This is a genomic window from Pelomonas sp. Root1217 (assembly GCF_001425705.1).
In the GTDB taxonomy this organism is placed as follows: domain Bacteria; phylum Pseudomonadota; class Gammaproteobacteria; order Burkholderiales; family Burkholderiaceae_C; genus Pelomonas.
Window position 1 is genome coordinate 115,429 of record NZ_LMDC01000031.1, and the last position, 15,981, is coordinate 131,409.

A 15,981-nucleotide genomic window follows, 5' to 3' on the forward strand; every position below is an offset into this window, starting at 1 on the left:
CACTCCGAAAGACTCGCGATGCGCCCCTTCCTGACCACCGCCGTTGCCAGCGCCCTGCTGGCCCTCGCCGCCCCCACCCGCGCGGCCGAGCCGGTGCTGATCGGCATGGGCAGCCTAAGCGGCTCGCTGAGCGACCTGTCCGGCCTGAACTACTCCCTCGAAAGCGGCCTCGCGGCCAACCTGCTTGGCGGCATGGGCTCGGGCCTGGCCTGGGCCGGCGGCAACACCTTCCTGGCGCTGCCGGACCGCGGTCCGAACGCCAATGACTGGGGTGCGTCGCAGCTCGACAATACGACGTCCTTCATCGCCCGCTTCCAGACGGTGCAGCTCAGCCTCACCGCCAACGCGGCCGGCTCCGCCCTGCCCTACACGCTGACGCCGAAGCTGCAGGCCACCACGCTGCTGTCCAGTTCCACAGCGCTGAACTACGGCCCCAAGGCCGCGACACTGAGCGGCATCGTCGACAGCAGCACAGTCCTCGCCGGTAGCAAGAACTACTTCTCGGGCCGCTCCGACAACTTTGCCGCCGGTCTGTCGACCAACCCGGCCAACGCCCGCCTGGACCCCGAAGGCATCCGCGTCGCCAACGACGGCAAGAGCGTCTTCATCTCGGACGAGTACGGCCCCTACGTCTACCAGTTCGACCGTGCCACCGGCCAGCGCCTGCGCACCTTTGCACTGCCCGACAGCTTTGCCGTGTCCAAGCTGAGCAGTTCGGGTGCCGCTGAGATCTCCGGCAACACGGCAGGCCGCGTCGCCAACAAGGGCATGGAGGGCCTGGCCATCTCGCCCGACGGAAAGACCCTGTTCGGCTTCGTGCAGAGCCCGCTGGCCCAGGACGGCGGCGACGGCGGCCGCTACAACCGCATCGTCAAGATCGACGTCGCCACGGGTACCACCAGCCAGTTCGCGTTCGACAACCAGATCAACGGCAAGGCCTACAACAGCAGCGAGTTGCTGGCACTGAACGACCATGAACTCATCGTGCTGGAGCGCGACGGCAAGGGCATGGGCGATGGCTCCAAGGCGGCGGTGAAACAGCTCGTCAAGATCGACCTGACCGGTGCCGCCGAGGTCAGTGGCATCGCCGACCTGCGCACCCAACCCGGCACAGCAATAGTCGGCACACGATTCCTCGACATCAAGGCCGCGCTCAACGCCGCCGGCATTTCCGACGCGCTGATACCGGCCAAGCTCGAAGGCATCGCCTTCGGCGAGGACGTGACGGTGGGCGGCAAGACCATGCACACCCTGTACCTGGCCAACGACAACGACTTCCTGGCGACCGCCATTCCGAATGGCGGCTCGGCGCCGGTGGCCTATGGCAACCAGTTCTACGTCTTTGCCTTCGAAGGCAACCTGGTCAACCAGACCATCGCCGCCGTGCCGGAGCCCAGCCAATACGCGATGCTGCTCGCCGGCCTCGCCGCGGTGGGCTTCCTCGCCCGCCGCCGCCGCGGCTGATCAGGCCTCGGCCAGCAAGGCGAGAATCAACTCGATCCTCGCCTTGACGGGGCTCAGCGCTCCTGCGCTGGGCAGCAGGCCCGGCAGATCCATGACCGGACCGGCGTCGCAGCGCGTGCTGCGCACGACCCTGACACCGCCAGCCTCCGCCTCGCGCAGCGCGGTATCGAGCGCAACGCTCAAAGTCCCATTGCCCGTGCCGGCGGCGACCAGGCCGTCGATGCCGCTGGCCCGCAGCGCCCGCACCACCGCACCGTTGGCGCCGGCATGGTTCATGACGATCTCGACGCGGGGCCAGCGGTCCGTGGGCGCTGCGATATGCGCCAAACCCAGGGCCTCGCCCGCCGGCCAGCGGCCGACCGTGCGAACGCTGCCCTCCTCCACCCGCGCCACCACCGCCCCATCGACGGACTCGAAGGTATCGACCCGATAGCTGTGCGTCTTGCGCACTTGGACCGCGTCATGCACGCGTCCGGCAAAGGCGACGACCACGCCTCGGGCACCCGGCGTGCCGGCCACCTGCACGGCATCGAAAAGGTTCTGCGGCCCATCAGGTGCCAGCGCCGTCGCGGGGCGCATGGCCGCCGTCAGCACGACCGGCTTGGCCGGCGCCAGCACGCGGTGCAGGAAATAGGCCGTCTCTTCCAGCGTGTCCGTGCCGTGGGTGATGACGACGCCGCTCACTTCGGGACGGTCGAGCTGCTGTTGCACGGCGACAGCCAGCCGCTGCCAGGTCGCGAAATCCATGTCCTTGCTGTCGAGCTGCGCGACCTGCTGCGCCTCCAGCTTGTGGCCCGCCAACGCCGGCACCGCCGCCAGCAGATCCTCGACGCGCAACTGCGCCGCCGTGTAGCCCACGCCATCGCTGGCGGTCTTGGCGGTGCCGGCAATGGTGCCGCCGGTACCCAGAATGACGATCATTCGCTCAAGAGTTTGCAATTTCGGATTCCTGGATGAAAATACAGTTGCTGGACAAATTTCCAGCCACTCAAAAGGCCGCCCGTGCAAGACCGACCCAAGCTTACCGCCCGACAGCAGCAGATCTTCGACCTGGTGCGCAACGCGATCGAAAGCACCGGCTCGCCACCGACGCGCGCCGAGATTGCCGCCGAGCTGGGTTTCAAATCCGCCAACGCAGCCGAGGAACATCTGCAGGCCCTGGCCCGCAAAGGCATGCTGGAGCTCGTTGGCGGCACCTCGCGCGGCATCCGTCTCAAGTCGGATGCGCTGAGCGCCGTCAATCGCGCCCGTCAATCCAACCTGCCGATTCCCCATTTTGCCCAGCTGACGCTACCCCTGATCGGCCGTGTTGCCGCCGGTGCGCCCATCCTGGCGCAAGAGCACATCGAGCAGACCTACACCGTCGAGCCTGGCCTGTTCTCCAAGAAGCCCGACTACCTGCTCAAAGTCAAGGGCATGAGCATGAAGGACATCGGCATCCTCGACGGCGACCTGCTGGCCGTGCAATCAGCCAAGGAAGCCCGCAACGGCCAGATCGTCGTCGCCCGGGTCGGTGAAGAGGTCACCGTCAAGCGCTTCAAGCGCGGGCCCGATGGCATTCAGCTGCTGCCGGAAAACCCCGATTTCGAGCCCATCGTGGTGAATGAAAACAGCGAGAGTTTCAGCATCGAAGGTCTCGCGGTCGGGCTGATTCGCGGCCAGGGCTTCAACTGAAGCGCACGTCGATGCCGTGACAAGCCCGACTCATCCGGTCGGGCTTGCACCCTGGCATGCGTCCTGCCAGCAAGGGGCATGGCACGTGCAACTGCTTCAAGGGGCGACATCCGGATCGGCATCTCCGGCTGGCGCTACAAGCCCTGGCGGGGCGTCTTCTACCCCAAGGGCATGCCCCAGGGCCGTGAGCTCGAATTCGCTTCGCGGATGATGCCGACCGTCGAGATCAACGGCTCCTTCTATTCGCTCCAGCGCCCCGAGTACTACGCCCAGTGGCATGACGAAACCCCGCCCGGTTTCGTGTTCGCGGTGAAGGGGCCGAAGTACATCACCCACCTGCGGCGGCTCAAGGAGGTCGAGACGCCATTGGCCAATTTCCTGGCCAGCGGGGTGCTCGAACTTCGCGACAAACTGGGCCCCACCCGAGTTGCCGCGCAACGTATTGGCCACACCGTTGCCGGTGGCGTTGATGTTGGCCGTGCCGGTGAGCGTGACGTTCTCCACCTCGGCAGCCAGCGTTGGCAAGGTGATGTTCGTCTCGATCGTGTCGGTCCCGCCGCTGGCGGCTTCAGTCACGACATCGGAGACGCTGTCGACGACATAGGTGTCGTTGCCAGTGCCGCCCACCATGGTGTCGTTGCCTGTTCCGCCATCGAGTCGGTTCGCGCCGCTATTGCCCCTCAGGGTGTTGGCCAATGCATTGCCGGTGGCATCGATCGCGCCAGTGCTCGTCAGCGTGAGGTTTTCCAGCTCGGCGCCAAGCGTCCAGCTGATGTTGGACTCCACCGTATCGGTGCCGCCGCCAGAAACCTCATTGATAAGGTCGCCGATGACGTCCACGACATAGGTGTCGTTGCCAGCGCCGCCAGTCATCGTGTCGGCACCACCTCCACCATCGATCCGGTTGGCACCGCTGTTGCCAATCAGGACGTTGCCGAGCGCGTTGCCCGTCGCGTTGATGGCGTTGGATCCCGTCAACGTCAGGTTCTCGACGCTGGTGGAGAGGCTGAGACTGTAGGTTGCCGACGAACTGACGCTGTCGATGCCTTCGCCCGCAGCTTCGGTGATCACATCGGCCGTGGCATCGACGATGTAGCTGTCATCGCCCTTACCGCCCACCAGCGTGTCGGTGCCCGTACCCCCATCAAGAGTGTCGTTGCCATCTCCACCGCTGAGCGTGTTGGCACCGCTGCCGCCAATCAGCAAGTTATCGTATGCATTGCCCGTGCCGTTGATGGCCGTGGAAGCGGTCAAAGTCAGGTTCTCCAGCTCCGTACCTGCAAGTGACCAGGTGATGCTCGACTCCACACCGTCGATGCCAGCTCCGGCAGCTTCGGTGAGGACGTCGCCGGTGTTGTCCACGACGTAGACGTCGTTGCCGCCACCACCGATCATGGTGTCGGCACCAGACCCGCCGTCCATGCGGTTGTTGCCCGCATTGCCGGTCAGCAAGTTGGGCGACGCATTGCCCGTGGCGTTGATATTGGCACTGTCCGCGGCGTTGATCTTGCCGTCGCCGTTCTGGTCAAGATCGGTTAACGCATCGAAGCCGTTGCGCGCGAGCGTGCCATCGCGCTTGAGCGTGTCGACACCGAAAAGCTCGCGCCCACTGTCAATCGTACCGTTCGCGTTCCGGTCCAACGTCAGCCAGCCGTCGTCTGGCTGCAGCCATCCAGTACCGGTCTTACGCCCATCGGCGTCATGGTCAAAGAGCACTGGCTGGCCGTCGCGGCCGCTGCGTGTCTCGATGCCGTCGCCGTCCAAGTCCAGTGCTAGTGGGTCCCGACGAGGGGGCGTTGTGGCCGACGATGCCGCGCCGGCTCCACCAGCACCTGGACCGCCCGCTGCACCACCACCACCACCGGCACCACCGGCGCCGGGGCCACCCCCGCCACCGCCGGAGTCGCCACCACCCCCGCCACCGCCGGAGCCGCCACCACCCCCGCCACCGCCGGAGTCGCCACCACCCCCGCCACCGCCGGAGTCGCCACCACCCCCGCCACCGCCGGAGTCACCACCACCGCCGCCACCGCCGGAGTCACCACCGCCGCCACCGCCGCCGGAGTCACCGCCGCCGCCATCGCCGGAGTCACCACCGCCGCCACCGCCGCCGGAGTCACCGCCGCCGCCATCGCCGGAGTCACCGCCGCCATCGCCGGAGTCACCGCCGCCATCGCCGGGGTCGCCGCCGCCGTCGCCGGGGTCGCCGCCGCCATCGCCGGGGTCGCCGCCGCTATCGCCGGGGTCGCCGCCGCCATCGCCGGGGTCGCCGCCGCCATTGCCGGGGTCGCCGCCGCCATCGCCGGGGTCGCCGCCCGGCGGGGGCGCCGGTGCAGGCGGCGGAGGGATCGGCGGACCTGAAGGCGGTACGGTACTGCTATTCGCGACGTCTCTGGCGTAATTGTTGGCGCCTTCAATATCGAGTCCAGCCCGTTCGAGTTCCTCCGAAATCTTTGCCTTCAGTTCCTTTTCAACTGCACTCCAAGGAATATCGCGACGATTGAACATATCAATCAAATCGCGTTTTAGCAACTGGACATCCGAGTTGCTCATACCCCCGTAATCCAGCCCATGGTCAGTACCCTTTAGAAACTGATCCGCAAGAGCATCGGCTTCGTTGTCATAATACATCCTTCGAGAGTAATCTGAGTTATTAATTTGACGCGCACTGTTAAACCTTGCGTCACTTGCGTCCGCGTCATAAAAATGCTCACCTTCATGGGCAAACAGTCCTGTCATCGCCGACAAGAAGTCCTTTTGGAGTGCATAGCCATCTATTTCGCGATTGGACATGTAGATAATGCCGCCGTAGAACCTGGTTCTACCCCCATCATCCAGTTTGATCTGGACTCCGAGCGATGACAAAGCATAAAAAAATGCCAGTCCGACTTCGTCCTGTTTGAGAATCAAGGCAGCTTCGAGTGTGGCAATCAATTGCTCAGTAGAGGTGAACATAGCGGAAAATTAGAATGATTGAATCAAAACGTTTACTTGGCAAGAAACTTCGCTCGAGCTCACAAACCGTTGTGTTACGGAAATCAAATAGCGACCTGGCTTATCTGCACTTTCATACGACCAGTTCTCTTCCTTCCGAAGCTGCGGATATTCTGAAGCACGTTCAACAAGAGGCGGTTTAAGTTCGAGGGCTTGAGGCAAGGGGACAACGCCTTCCATGAACGAGGCTCGAAGACTTCCAAATGCCGAGCAGTCAGAAAAATTCTGATTAAATATTACTCGCGCCGTCCTTCGGCGACGATGCCTGTCATAGATTTCATGAACTTCAGAATGAATAACGCCTTCTGGCAGCGGCTTCACACAATGAACATAAGCAATGGGTTGCTGATCACACGAAAACCCTATTCTTTTCAGCTCGCCCTCTATTAATGATTCTTCCCCTTTATTTATTGCGCGCCCAACCGTCATGGTTGCCTCCGCCAAACTCGAAATCTTCTCCTGAGCGTTTTGAGCGTTAGCCGTTGCCAGAGCGCATAACTGAAATAAAATACAGACAAGAAGATTTGTTTTCATTAGCATTTCCTTTCCAACTATTTTCGTGAATATTTCACTATCAAATGTCTCTCTCAAGTCTCTCGCCTAAATGCTGCTGCGCGGCCTGAGCAATTAGTCGGGTGGCGGGTGCGGTACGGCGCCTCTCCCCCAGCGAACTCACGCAACACGCCGTATCTCCTGTGCTGATACACCCTCCAGACAGACCTGACTGAAAGCCCGAGTGCCCGCCATGATGCTGTAGCCAATAGAGGCCGTCTTCATCGCCTCCCCGCGCTGCACCGATACGACTTCTACGGGCATTCCGACGCTTTCCAAAGTCCGCGTGACGATGGTGCCTTGATCGAATGCGCTCACCAACCGACCATTTACCCCATCCTGCAGCGCCTCCTTCACTGGCGCCGTGTCCGATCCGATGACGAGGCAGCCCGTCGCCATCGCCTCCAGCATCGACCAGCTCAGCACGAAGGGGTACGTCAGCGGCACTCTGTAGGCAAACATCACGGCGATGAAGATCACCGAAAAGGCGACGTCCAACACCAAGGTCAACGCGTTGCCGGTGAGGAACTGGCGGATGTTTTCCAACTCGCGCACGCGGGCCACCGAGTCACCCACGCGGCGAGCCTGGAAATAGGCCAGCGGGAGGTTCAGTAGGTGTCGGAACAAGCGAGCACCGAGCTCGACGTCGATGCGATTCGTCGTGGCTGAAAACGTAGGAGCGCAGCACCGTCAGCGCGCTCTCGAACACCATGATGACGACCAGTGTCGTCACGCCCTTATGGACCAGCACCTTGGGGGCGGTGGAGGCAGTGGGGGTGGACATGGAGGCTGCGGCTCCAAGGGTGGTCCAGGTGGTCCCCGGGATGCCAACGGCAAGTGCCCGGGGTGGAAGAAGTGAACTGGCTCCGACACGTCGCCCGTCTGGGGGCGCTTGCCGTGCCTCTCTCGATCAGCGCGTCCGTTCCCTTGTCCGCCTGTGGCGGAGGCAATAGCGCAACCGCCGGCGGTGCGTGCTGCAAGGTCTGTAGCGAGGGGAAGGCGTGCGGCGACACCTGCATTGAAAAAACGAAGACCTGCAACTCTGGCGGAGGTTGCGCCTGTAATGGATGAGGGAGCGACGTTGCGCGCTAGTGCGCGCAACGTCTGCGATTTGCGAACTCCGACCACGGCGAGGTTACAGCGCCAAAGCAGTGCCCCTCATCGTCAGCAGCCGCCTGACGGCGCCGTCAGGGTTCGCAAGTGCTGCTGTCAACGCCCCGAGGTCCCGCATTCGCGCCTTGCAAACGTAATGCTGTCCGGCTCGATCGTAGCCACGAGCAGCCCGAATTTATCGAGATACGCCGCCGGCGCTGTTTCTGGTACGTTGCCGCAAAGCGCTCCCGATCGAAAATCAAGGCCAACTAATGTCGCCCTCAAACCGCGGTCAATTGCCGCGTGATGATTCGACTTGAACTCATGAATTGCAGACCCGCCGACGCTGACGGCAAGCACAATTCCTAAGTTCCGCATGAAGAACAACACGCCATCCCAGTTGAACTCCTCCGGCTTGTAATTGCTGGGCGGTCGCTTTCCGTACGCTAGCCGAAAGCCCCAGAAAGCTTTCTTTTTATTCTTGAATGAAGGTATCAGGTCGACAAAAATGAACATGTAAGTGCAGAAATTCCCAAGAATAGGTTAAGTCCTGCCCAGACGCAAAGTACAACCGCCACAATTCCCATGTAAAACGCGGGCGTAAGAATGAATATCGCTAGAGACTGAAAATCGGGGAAGTTTTTGGGATCCGATTGAGTAAGGCCATGAACCAAATCGTGAGCTTCGTGCGTCGCAAGAATGATCGCTAAAGCGCTGATAGATCCAAGAATCACCTTCCCCACGGTCTGACTCCAATCAAGTTTTGTCACGGCCCGGAGTTGGAAGGGGATATCCACAGCGGCGGCCGCAATCAGTAAACCTCCAAGCGCATTTGCTATCCAATAAAAGGACTGCTTATCTTTGAAAAGCATCAGATAGCACATCACTAAAAGTGCAAGCAGGATCACCAGCAGTTGAAGCGTTTCGACCGCAGGATGTATGGCCGTCACGATGCGTGTGGCACGCAGGAACCGGCCAAAGCGACGCACACCGCGCGCTTTGACACTCGGGAATATCTTGCGGAGCCGGCGAATTAGCGAAGTGATTGCAGCCGCTGCAATTCCAATGAAGACCAGCGGACCGATCGCCTCAGGCAGCCATCTTGCAATTCCGTAAAGCGCAAGGACTAGCAGGGTCACCAATAAGATCCGACCGCCGAAGGTCGACAAAATACGAGCTTTCCATTTCGCAATCTCTGACGCCAATTTGCGCATCGATGGTTTCCTTCGCTATCAGAAGACCGCTGACGACATCGTCAGCAAGGTTCTTTGTTTACGCCGCAAACGCTGGCGATTTGGATGGCCGCTTCCTGGTTGAGCTATGAAGCTGGCGCCAGGCAGCACGGATGCGGTGCCGCGAGCTGAGACGTCCGCGCCCGGAGGACATGAGGCGTCGCATCACAGACCGGCTCAGCGATGCTCAGGCGCGCGACAGGACTGACAAGTCAATAACCCCGCTAGCCGCCACCAGACTTCGCCCAGTGGCGGCGCCGTCAGCCGCAGGAGAGGCGCAGATGTGGCTCATCAGGTAGCGCAACGCTCCGGCGCGACTTCGGTTTTCGGTTCGAAGACGGCGTTCTCCCGCCGCGTCGTGAGGTGCGCTTTGACGTTACGCCGTCTTCAAGCTGACTTGTGTTGACTGACCATCGCGTCATTCAGCGCGTTGACCACTTGAAGCACGTAGTTCTTGTCGCGGCTCTTCAGTGCTTTCACTTCACCAGACGCCGTACTGAGCTTCACGAAGTGCCAGGGCCGCCCAAAATAGAACAAGGCGGCGGCCACAAGCAGAAACAACACACCGGCGCCGATCCCATCCTTGTTTGAGAACGCGACGAAACCGCAGAGTCCCAGCAGAAGCGGCAGAGCCCAGCTCTGAGGTTTGCTCCATGCGGCGGTACTGGTGATGTTGCGAACCGCGTAGGTCTGTTCGTCGACCTTGAACCGGGCGTTCGTGACCTGAACGCCGCCGTGTTCGAAAAAGACCTTCTCGTCCATCTTCCCTCTCCCCTCAAAAAATTGTTTAGTGAGGTTAGCGCGGGCCGCTGCAGGCTGACATCAGGGCATCCCAGAACATCGAATTCATCGGATCTGGCGGCGAGCGTCGCAACAGCCTTTGGCCACCGTTTTCCAACCAATCGTGGCCACGGCGGGCGCCCATGCGCGGCGCAAGTTCGTCGAGCTGCACGAGGCCAACAAGAGCACCATCGCTGCGGCGGCCATCGACCTCATCGGCCAGTTGTACGGGATCTAGCGCGAGGTCAAGCTGCTCACCTCGCAGCAGCGGCTGCACGAGCGACGAACACGCGCGGCGCCCATCGCCCGAGCGCTGCACGACTGGCTCCTCGCGCAGCGCGGCAAGATCACGGACGGCACGGCCACGGCCAAGGCCATCGACTACAACCTCAACCGCTGGGCAGCGCTCACGCGCTACCTGGACGACCCGGCGCTGCCCATCGACAACAACCACGATGAACAGCAAATCCGTCCCTGGGCGACGGGGCGAAAGAACTGGCTGTTCGCCGGGACGCTGCTCGCTGGACAGCGCGCTGCGGCCATCATGAGCTTGATCCAGTCAGCCAAGCTCAACGGGCATGACCCGTACGCCTATCTGAAGGACGTCCTGCAGCGGCTGCCGACGCAACGTGCCTGCGACATCGGCGAATTGCTGCCTCATCACTGGGCACCGGCCACCTGACCGAACGCTCTGCGTCGGTCAACATGTGTTCGCTGGTTGCTTACGCTGCGGCCCGACGGCTACGAAGTTCTTGACGCGATAGCCGTAAAGGTGCCCGACGCAGACGCGATCTGGCTGGGGCCGCCACAGCAGGACCTGGCCGGTGAAGACCCGGTGGTCTTCATGCGCGCCAAGGGCGGCGTCGTTGTTCGCGTGGTTGATGGGGACGATGCGACGGCCGCCAGCTTCCTATCACGCGTGAGGCAAGAGCTTCCTGGCCTCAAGCATGGACTCGCCACGTCGGCGAAAGTCGAGCTGATCCCCCAGCCCGTGATCCACGTCAGGACACGGCATCCCGAGGAGGCCGAGCTGTCCCGCTTCGTGGCCAAGATGGGCTTCAACCTTGTCGCCCGGGAATCCCCGGAGCTTTGCCGCCACACCTGCTTCGACGGCATCAGCGAGTTCATCCGCGCCGGCTCAGGCCACGCCTCGCGGTTCGTCCCAGCCATGGACGTGCCCATCATCGACTTCATGAACGCCCTGGCCGCAAAACGGCACTGGCTGATGCTGTCCGCCAGACCCTCGGCCGATGGCCGGCGTACGGGCCTGGTGTTTCTTTGCCGCCTCTATGGCGGCGAGGTGCAGGGCGTCACCTTGGCCGAGGATGTGCCCTCGGAGCTGGTAAACGTGCGTCTTTTCGTGGTGATCGACGTAAGCGTCCCGGCAAGTCATGTTGATCCGCTGAGCCCTGCCTAGGATGCTCGTATCCATCAACGACTTGATGGGTACGTACGCACTATGGACCAAGCAGCACCAGGCCGCCGGCGGCGAATTCACAGCGCCGAGTTCAAGGCGCAGGCAGTGCAAGCTTCGCAGCAGCCAGGCGTGTCGATGGCCGCCGTAGCGATGGCTCACGGCATCAACGCGAACCTGCTGCGGCGCTGGGTCCATGAGAGGGCTCAGCCGCCTGTCGAGGCAGTGACCGTCAGCGAGAAGCCTGCTGGCTTCATCGAGCTGCCGATGCCGATGCCGACGCCACCTGCACCGCCTGCGCCGAGCGCTGAGCCCATCCGCATTGAGGTCCGCCGCGGCGCGACGACCATCGCGGTGACGTGGCTGCCAAGCGCTGCCGATGCGTGTGCGGCCTGGATGCGCGAGCTGCTGCGTTGATCCGCATCGACGCCGTGTGGCTCGCGACGACGCCACTGGACATGCGTGCCGGCACGGAGACCGCCCTGGCCCGCGTCGTTCAGGTCTTCGGCAGCGCCAAGCCGCACCATGCCTACCTCTTTGCCAACCGGCGCGCCACACGCATGAAGGTGCTCGTGCATGACGGCATCGGCGTGTGGCTGGCGGCGCGGCGCCTGCACCAGGGGCGCTTCGTGTGGCCTCGCGAGCTCACGCTTGAGCAGATGCCGCTGACGCCGCCCCAGCTGCAGGCCCTGGTGCTGGGCCTGCCGTGGCAGCGCGTAGAAGACGACGGCTCAATCCGGTTGCTGTGACGCAATCGGTGCTCGCGCCGATGCGCGCGGCGCGCGCTCGCCCCACACTGCCGGCATGGCAGTCGCCGCGCCCCTCAGTGCTGAAGACATCGCCTCGCTGGAAGCTGCGGGGCTCGGGCACATCGGCGCCAAGGTGCGAGCGCTTTTGGACCGCCAGGCGCACGACCGTCACGAGATCGAGTGGCGCGACGCCAAGATCGAGAAGCTGACCTTCGAGATGGCGCAGCTGCGGCGCGTGAAGTTCGGCAAGAAGAGCGAGCAGCTCGACGCCGAGCAGAAGGCGCTCTTCGACGAGGCGGTCGACGCAGACCTCGCCGCCATGGAAGCCCAGTTGGCCGAGCTGATGGCATCCAAGCGCAAGGACACCGAGCCTGCGCCCGAGCGGCCCAAGCGCGCCGCGCTCCCGGCCCATCTGCCGCGCGTGGAGCGGCACCACGAACCCAGCGACACGATCTGCGCCTGCGGCTGCCAGATGAAGCGCATCGGCGAGGACGTCAGTGAGAAGCTGGACTACACACCCGGCAGCTTCACCGTGGAGCGCCATGTGCGCGGCAAGTGGGCCTGCGCGAAGTGCCGCACCTTGACCCAGGCACCTGTGCCGGCGGAGATCATCGACAAGGGCTTGCCCACCTCGGGCTTGCTCGCCCATGTGCTGGTCGCCAAGCACTCTGACCACCTGCCGCTGTATCGCCAGGAAGCCATCTTCGAGCGCGCCGGCCTGGCCATCCCCCGCTCGACGCTGGCAGCCTGGGTGGGCGTGTGCGGTGTGCGCCTGCAGCCACTGGTCGACGCCATGAAGGCCGACCTGCTGCGCCTGCCGGTGCTGCACGCCGACGAGACACCGGTGGCCATGCTGGCGCCTGGCACCGGCAAGACCCATCGCGCCTACCTCTGGGCCTACGCCAGCGGCGCCTTTGAGACCATGCGCGCCGTGGTCTACGACTTCACCGAGAGTCGCTCGGGCCAGCATCCACGGACCTTTCTTGGTCATGGCACCGAGAACGCCTGGAAGGGCAGCCTCGTGTGCGACGACTACGCCGGCTACAAGGCGCTGTTCCTCGACGGCGGCATCACCGAGGTGGGCTGCATGGCACACGCGCGCCGCAAGTTCGTGGAACTGCACCTGACCAACAAGAGCACATTGGCGGCCACCGCCATCGAGTTCATCGGGCAGCTCTACGGCATCGAGCGGGAAGTGAAGGACCTGGCAGCAGAGGATCGCTTGCGAGAACGACGAACGCGTGCGGCGCCGGTGGCGCAGCCTCTGCACAAGTGGTTGCTGGAGTTCCGGCCGAGGGTGCCGGATGGCTCGGCCACCGCCAGGGCTGTGGACTACAGCCTGAACCGCTGGGCAGCGCTCACGCGCTACCTTGGCGACCCTGCCTTGCCCATCGACAACAATTTCGACGAACAGCAGATCAGGCCATGGGCCACAGGACGCAAGAACTGGCTCTTCGCCGGAACGCTGCTCGCCGGGCAGCGCGCTGCGGCCATCATGAGTCTCATCCAGACAGCGAAGCTCAACGGCCACGACCCCTACGCGTACCTTCGTGACGTGCTGACGCGCCTTCCGACCCAGCGGGCCCGCGACCTTGCCGAGCTGCTGCCCAATCGTTGGGTGCCATCGAGGTCAGGATGACGTTGCCGACATGGACCCCGGCCGCAAGCTACGCGCCACGTTGATGATTGCTTCTTCGTTGCTCTTGACCCAGGCTGCCGGCGCCCGTACATACAAGTACAGGAAATGGTCGCCCTCGGGACGGACATAGGTCACGCTCGTTTCTTTCGTCAGTCGCCACCCGAGCTTGCCATCGGCAAACTTAAAAGGCGTTTTGTTCTGACTCTGATCGAGGTCGAAGTCCATCCATGATCCGTACGTGCGCACATCCACACCAGCAATGCCAACGTCCAGAAAGTACCCATCTCCGTTGGCCGACCGGTCGAAGGCACGCCAGCTTGCGGGAATGTCAAACCAGAAGTTGAACCTGGGATTTCCCACCTTCTTGACGTTGCCATCTCCGGTGTTGAAGTAGTGCGCCTCGATGCCGGACGAGACAGCGTCCTCTGCCGACCAGGCGCAATGCACGAGCAGGCACATCGCGACTACGGTGACCAATCTTCCTATTGCGATGAAGTTCATAGCTGGGTTGCTCACGCGCAAGTTCACCGCAGTCTATTGGCTCAGCGTCAACGTGACTTCGCCAGCCGCTTACTGATCGACTACAGCGCGCGGACGGTCGAGCGGTATGCCGAAAGAGGCACTTAACGGGTTTGTCGCTGGCCAATGCGCTGGGACTCCCGATGCCGCCGGTGGAGGCGCGAAGCTGTCATCAGTCGTTGCTGTGACGGAGCTGCCGCACTAGCTTGAAAAGCTCGGCCTGATACAGAGCATCGTGCAGGGCTTGATGGTCGCCCTTCGATTTGGACTGCAGCCGGGCGGCCATCTGATTGGAACGCGTATCGCCCCAGCTGCAGCCCGTTGCGCCCATGTATAGCGCCTAGATGTCGAGCGCGGTGAATCCGAACGGGTTGAACTTCAGGTGACCGTGGCGTGGACGTGCGTGTCGCCATTGCGGCGCTGTTGGCGCACGTAGTAGCGCTGAGGGGCGATCAGCGTAAGCGTTCCGCGAAGTCAGGTTGACGCCGGGCGATCCAACAGATGGTCCATCAGATGGCTGGAGGCATCTGCGAGGCGGCTGCTGAGCGCAGCTCCACTGCGATGCTGGGCAGGTCTAACTGCGCGGCGTCACGCCTGGAGACGAGTGCCTGATACGCAGGGGCTTTGCGAAGAAACTTGACTGCGAAATAGCCGACCAGGAGACCTAGACCCGCCATAGCGAACCGCTGGGACACGGCGAGCGCCACGGCCAGTGCAATCGTTGCAAGCGAGACGACTACGGGAGCGCGTGAAAGCCAGAGTTCGCTGGAAGTCGCCTCGACCCGGAGGGTTCGGCTAACCAGCTCGTCAGGGAACTCCGTGTGGAACGCTGTGTAGCGGTATTCGCCCGGTGGGATCGTTCCATCTGCTCTGATGTGGCGGTTCGGCTTGAAGCCGACAAACGTGGATTCGATGCCTCCAAAGGCCACATTGCCTTGTTCGGTGCGGAATGCTCCGGTGAGCTTGTCGTCGGCAAGGCAGTAGCGCTGGAGGCCTGCCGGGATCGGTTCGTCCACATACAGGTGCAGCAGATAGCCCCCATCACCGCCTGTGGGGAAACGGACCAATCGGTTCGACGCCTCTAGCGCTGCGACTGTCGAATCATCTGGCCTCGCTGCCGGCAGCGCATCGATATCGAAGAGCGCCATCTCGGCAACGTCTGTCCCGCCGGGGAGGCGAAGGTGAGTCATTTAGCCAAGGCTCTCAAGTGTTGGTTACGCATTGGCATTCCTGGGAGCCCCCCATATGGCCTCGTACAGCGCTCGCACCGTTCGCGCAATATGGGGCCATGCCCAAACTCGGTCCGAAACGTCGAGGTCCCACATCAGATTCTCTGCATAGGCGACATCGACTAGCGATCGCACCGACTCAGGCCCTTGGCAATGCTCCGTTGCCATGAACTCTGTATGAGCCTTGATAACTGCTTCATCACGCCGCTTGACGGCTTCGGAGGTTCTGTCGGCGAAGGCCTCGATCCACATGAATGTCATTTCCTCAGGAGCCCAGCCCCGCTCCCGCAGCCATTGATCTGTTGCCAATGCCTCTTCGGGGAATCTAGTACGAGTACGGTCGACTAGGTCTCGTGCTTCCGCGTCGGCGTCCATGTCTCATCTTGCTAACTGTGGTTATGCAGTCTGCCACTGGTGCGGGAGCAATTCTGCGATCTGGCCGGCCGGATGCGTCGGAAGCCGCTCCAGCACATCGCGGAGATAGGCGTAGGGATCAAGCCCGTTCAGCTTGGCCGAGTGGATGAGGCTCATCACGGCCGCAGCACGCTTGCCCGCGCGCAAGCTGCCCGCGAAGAGCCAGTTCTGCCGCCCCAGCGCAATGGGCCGGATGCGGTTCTCCACCCAGTTGTTGTCGATGGGCAGG

Annotated in this window: 14 protein-coding genes and 4 pseudogenes; 8 read left to right on the forward strand and 10 right to left on the reverse strand. The window is 62.7% G+C overall.

The genetic code is table 11. From position 1 onward, the window contains the following. The first annotated feature begins 18 nt into the window (after positions 1-18). Entirely contained in the window at positions 19-1,464 is a 1,446-nt protein-coding gene (locus ASC95_RS32140; protein WP_057301210.1) for an esterase-like activity of phytase family protein, read from the forward strand. Here the strand turns inward: ASC95_RS32140 and ASC95_RS29170 are convergent, their stop codons facing one another. Next, entirely contained in the window at positions 1,465-2,385 is a 921-nt protein-coding gene (locus ASC95_RS29170) for an asparaginase (protein WP_057301211.1), read from the reverse strand. 81 nt (positions 2,386-2,466) lie between these two features. On the opposite strand from ASC95_RS29170, the gene lexA reads away from it, so the two are divergent. Both lexA and ASC95_RS32145 read left to right on the forward strand, forming a co-directional pair. Continuing rightward, the gene (gene lexA / locus ASC95_RS29175; protein WP_057301212.1) at positions 2,467-3,138 is read left to right on the forward strand and encodes a transcriptional repressor LexA; all 672 of its coding nucleotides are present in this window, start codon (positions 2,467-2,469) and stop codon (positions 3,136-3,138) included. A 78-nt stretch (positions 3,139-3,216) separates the two neighbouring features. Continuing rightward, a pseudogene (locus ASC95_RS32145) lies at positions 3,217-3,558 on the forward strand (DUF72 domain-containing protein); the annotation flags it as partial. A gap of 195 nt (positions 3,559-3,753) precedes the next feature. On the opposite strand, the pseudogene ASC95_RS32290 reads toward ASC95_RS32145, so the two are convergent. From ASC95_RS32290 to ASC95_RS29200, 6 genes and pseudogenes are all read right to left on the reverse strand, one after another. Next, positions 3,754-6,093, reverse strand: a pseudogene (locus tag ASC95_RS32290) (calcium-binding protein); the annotation flags it as partial. A 9-nt stretch (positions 6,094-6,102) separates the two neighbouring features. Then, positions 6,103-6,666 (reverse strand): hypothetical protein, encoded by a 564-nt coding sequence (locus tag ASC95_RS31055; RefSeq protein WP_157256568.1) that lies wholly within the window; start codon positions 6,664-6,666, stop codon positions 6,103-6,105. A gap of 435 nt (positions 6,667-7,101) precedes the next feature. Continuing rightward, positions 7,102-7,438, reverse strand: a pseudogene (locus tag ASC95_RS32155) (ABC transporter transmembrane domain-containing protein); the annotation flags it as partial. 455 nt (positions 7,439-7,893) lie between these two features. Continuing rightward, complete coding sequence (locus tag ASC95_RS31065) at positions 7,894-8,292, reverse strand: hypothetical protein (protein WP_157256569.1); 399 nt, start codon at positions 8,290-8,292, stop codon at positions 7,894-7,896. Continuing rightward, on the reverse strand, positions 8,271-8,990 hold the full coding sequence (locus tag ASC95_RS29195) for a hypothetical protein (protein ID WP_057301216.1): 720 nt from the start codon (positions 8,988-8,990) through the stop codon (positions 8,271-8,273). Before ASC95_RS29195 ends, ASC95_RS31065 begins: the two co-directional genes overlap by 22 nt. Positions 8,991-9,395: 405 nt before the next feature. Beyond that, on the reverse strand, positions 9,396-9,770 hold the full coding sequence (locus ASC95_RS29200) for a DUF6232 family protein (RefSeq protein ID WP_057301217.1): 375 nt from the start codon (positions 9,768-9,770) through the stop codon (positions 9,396-9,398). Positions 9,771-9,927: 157 nt separating this feature from the next. Here ASC95_RS29200 and ASC95_RS29205 point away from each other — a divergent pair. The 5 genes and pseudogenes from ASC95_RS29205 to ASC95_RS29225 form a co-directional block, all read left to right on the forward strand. After that, positions 9,928-10,470, forward strand: a pseudogene (locus ASC95_RS29205) (IS66 family transposase); the annotation flags it as partial. 36 nt (positions 10,471-10,506) lie between these two features. Then, positions 10,507-11,205: a hypothetical protein gene (locus ASC95_RS29210; protein ID WP_057301219.1), complete on the forward strand. Its 699-nt coding sequence runs from the start codon at positions 10,507-10,509 to the stop codon at positions 11,203-11,205. Positions 11,206-11,247: 42 nt separating this feature from the next. Beyond that, positions 11,248-11,619 (forward strand): transposase, encoded by a 372-nt coding sequence (locus tag ASC95_RS29215; protein WP_057301220.1) that lies wholly within the window; start codon positions 11,248-11,250, stop codon positions 11,617-11,619. After that, the gene (gene tnpB, locus ASC95_RS29220; protein WP_057301221.1) at positions 11,616-11,951 is read left to right on the forward strand and encodes an IS66 family insertion sequence element accessory protein TnpB; all 336 of its coding nucleotides are present in this window, start codon (positions 11,616-11,618) and stop codon (positions 11,949-11,951) included. The genes ASC95_RS29215 and tnpB overlap by 4 nt, the downstream gene beginning before the upstream one ends. Positions 11,952-12,006: 55 nt before the next feature. Beyond that, positions 12,007-13,590, forward strand: coding sequence for an IS66 family transposase (locus ASC95_RS29225; RefSeq protein ID WP_082568220.1), 1,584 nt, complete (start codon positions 12,007-12,009; stop codon positions 13,588-13,590). Here the strand turns inward: ASC95_RS29225 and ASC95_RS29230 are convergent. The 3 genes from ASC95_RS29230 to ASC95_RS29250 form a co-directional block, all read right to left on the reverse strand. Continuing rightward, a complete protein-coding gene (locus ASC95_RS29230; RefSeq protein WP_057301222.1) occupies positions 13,582-14,091 on the reverse strand; it encodes a hypothetical protein in 510 nt (169 codons plus the stop codon). The two genes, ASC95_RS29225 and ASC95_RS29230, sit on opposite strands and share 9 nt — an antisense overlap. 527 nt (positions 14,092-14,618) lie before the next feature. Continuing rightward, positions 14,619-15,299: a hypothetical protein gene (locus tag ASC95_RS29240; RefSeq protein WP_057301223.1), complete on the reverse strand. Its 681-nt coding sequence runs from the start codon at positions 15,297-15,299 to the stop codon at positions 14,619-14,621. Between the two features lie 435 nt (positions 15,300-15,734). Beyond that, a partial coding sequence (locus ASC95_RS29250) for a transposase domain-containing protein (RefSeq protein ID WP_057301225.1) occupies positions 15,735-15,981 on the reverse strand: 247 nt, incomplete at its 5' end.

Excerpts from the sequence above, each read along its gene's own strand:
- ASC95_RS31055 (WP_157256568.1), bottom strand. The coding sequence starts at position 6,666 with ATGAAAACAAATCTTCTTGTCTGTATTTTATTTCAGTTATGCGCTCTG.
- ASC95_RS29195 (WP_057301216.1), bottom strand. The coding sequence starts at position 8,990 with ATGCGCAAATTGGCGTCAGAGATTGCGAAATGGAAAGCTCGTATTTTG.
- ASC95_RS29230 (WP_057301222.1), bottom strand. The coding sequence starts at position 14,091 with ATGAACTTCATCGCAATAGGAAGATTGGTCACCGTAGTCGCGATGTGC.
- ASC95_RS29170 (WP_057301211.1), bottom strand. The coding sequence starts at position 2,385 with ATGATCGTCATTCTGGGTACCGGCGGCACCATTGCCGGCACCGCCAAG.
- ASC95_RS29225 (WP_082568220.1), top strand. The coding sequence starts at position 12,007 with ATGGCAGTCGCCGCGCCCCTCAGTGCTGAAGACATCGCCTCGCTGGAA.
- ASC95_RS29215 (WP_057301220.1), top strand. The coding sequence starts at position 11,248 with ATGGACCAAGCAGCACCAGGCCGCCGGCGGCGAATTCACAGCGCCGAG.
- ASC95_RS31065 (WP_157256569.1), bottom strand. The coding sequence starts at position 8,292 with ATGTTCATTTTTGTCGACCTGATACCTTCATTCAAGAATAAAAAGAAA.
- ASC95_RS29240 (WP_057301223.1), bottom strand. The coding sequence starts at position 15,299 with ATGACTCACCTTCGCCTCCCCGGCGGGACAGACGTTGCCGAGATGGCG.
- ASC95_RS29200 (WP_057301217.1), bottom strand. The coding sequence starts at position 9,770 with ATGGACGAGAAGGTCTTTTTCGAACACGGCGGCGTTCAGGTCACGAAC.
- ASC95_RS32140 (WP_057301210.1), top strand. The coding sequence starts at position 19 with ATGCGCCCCTTCCTGACCACCGCCGTTGCCAGCGCCCTGCTGGCCCTC.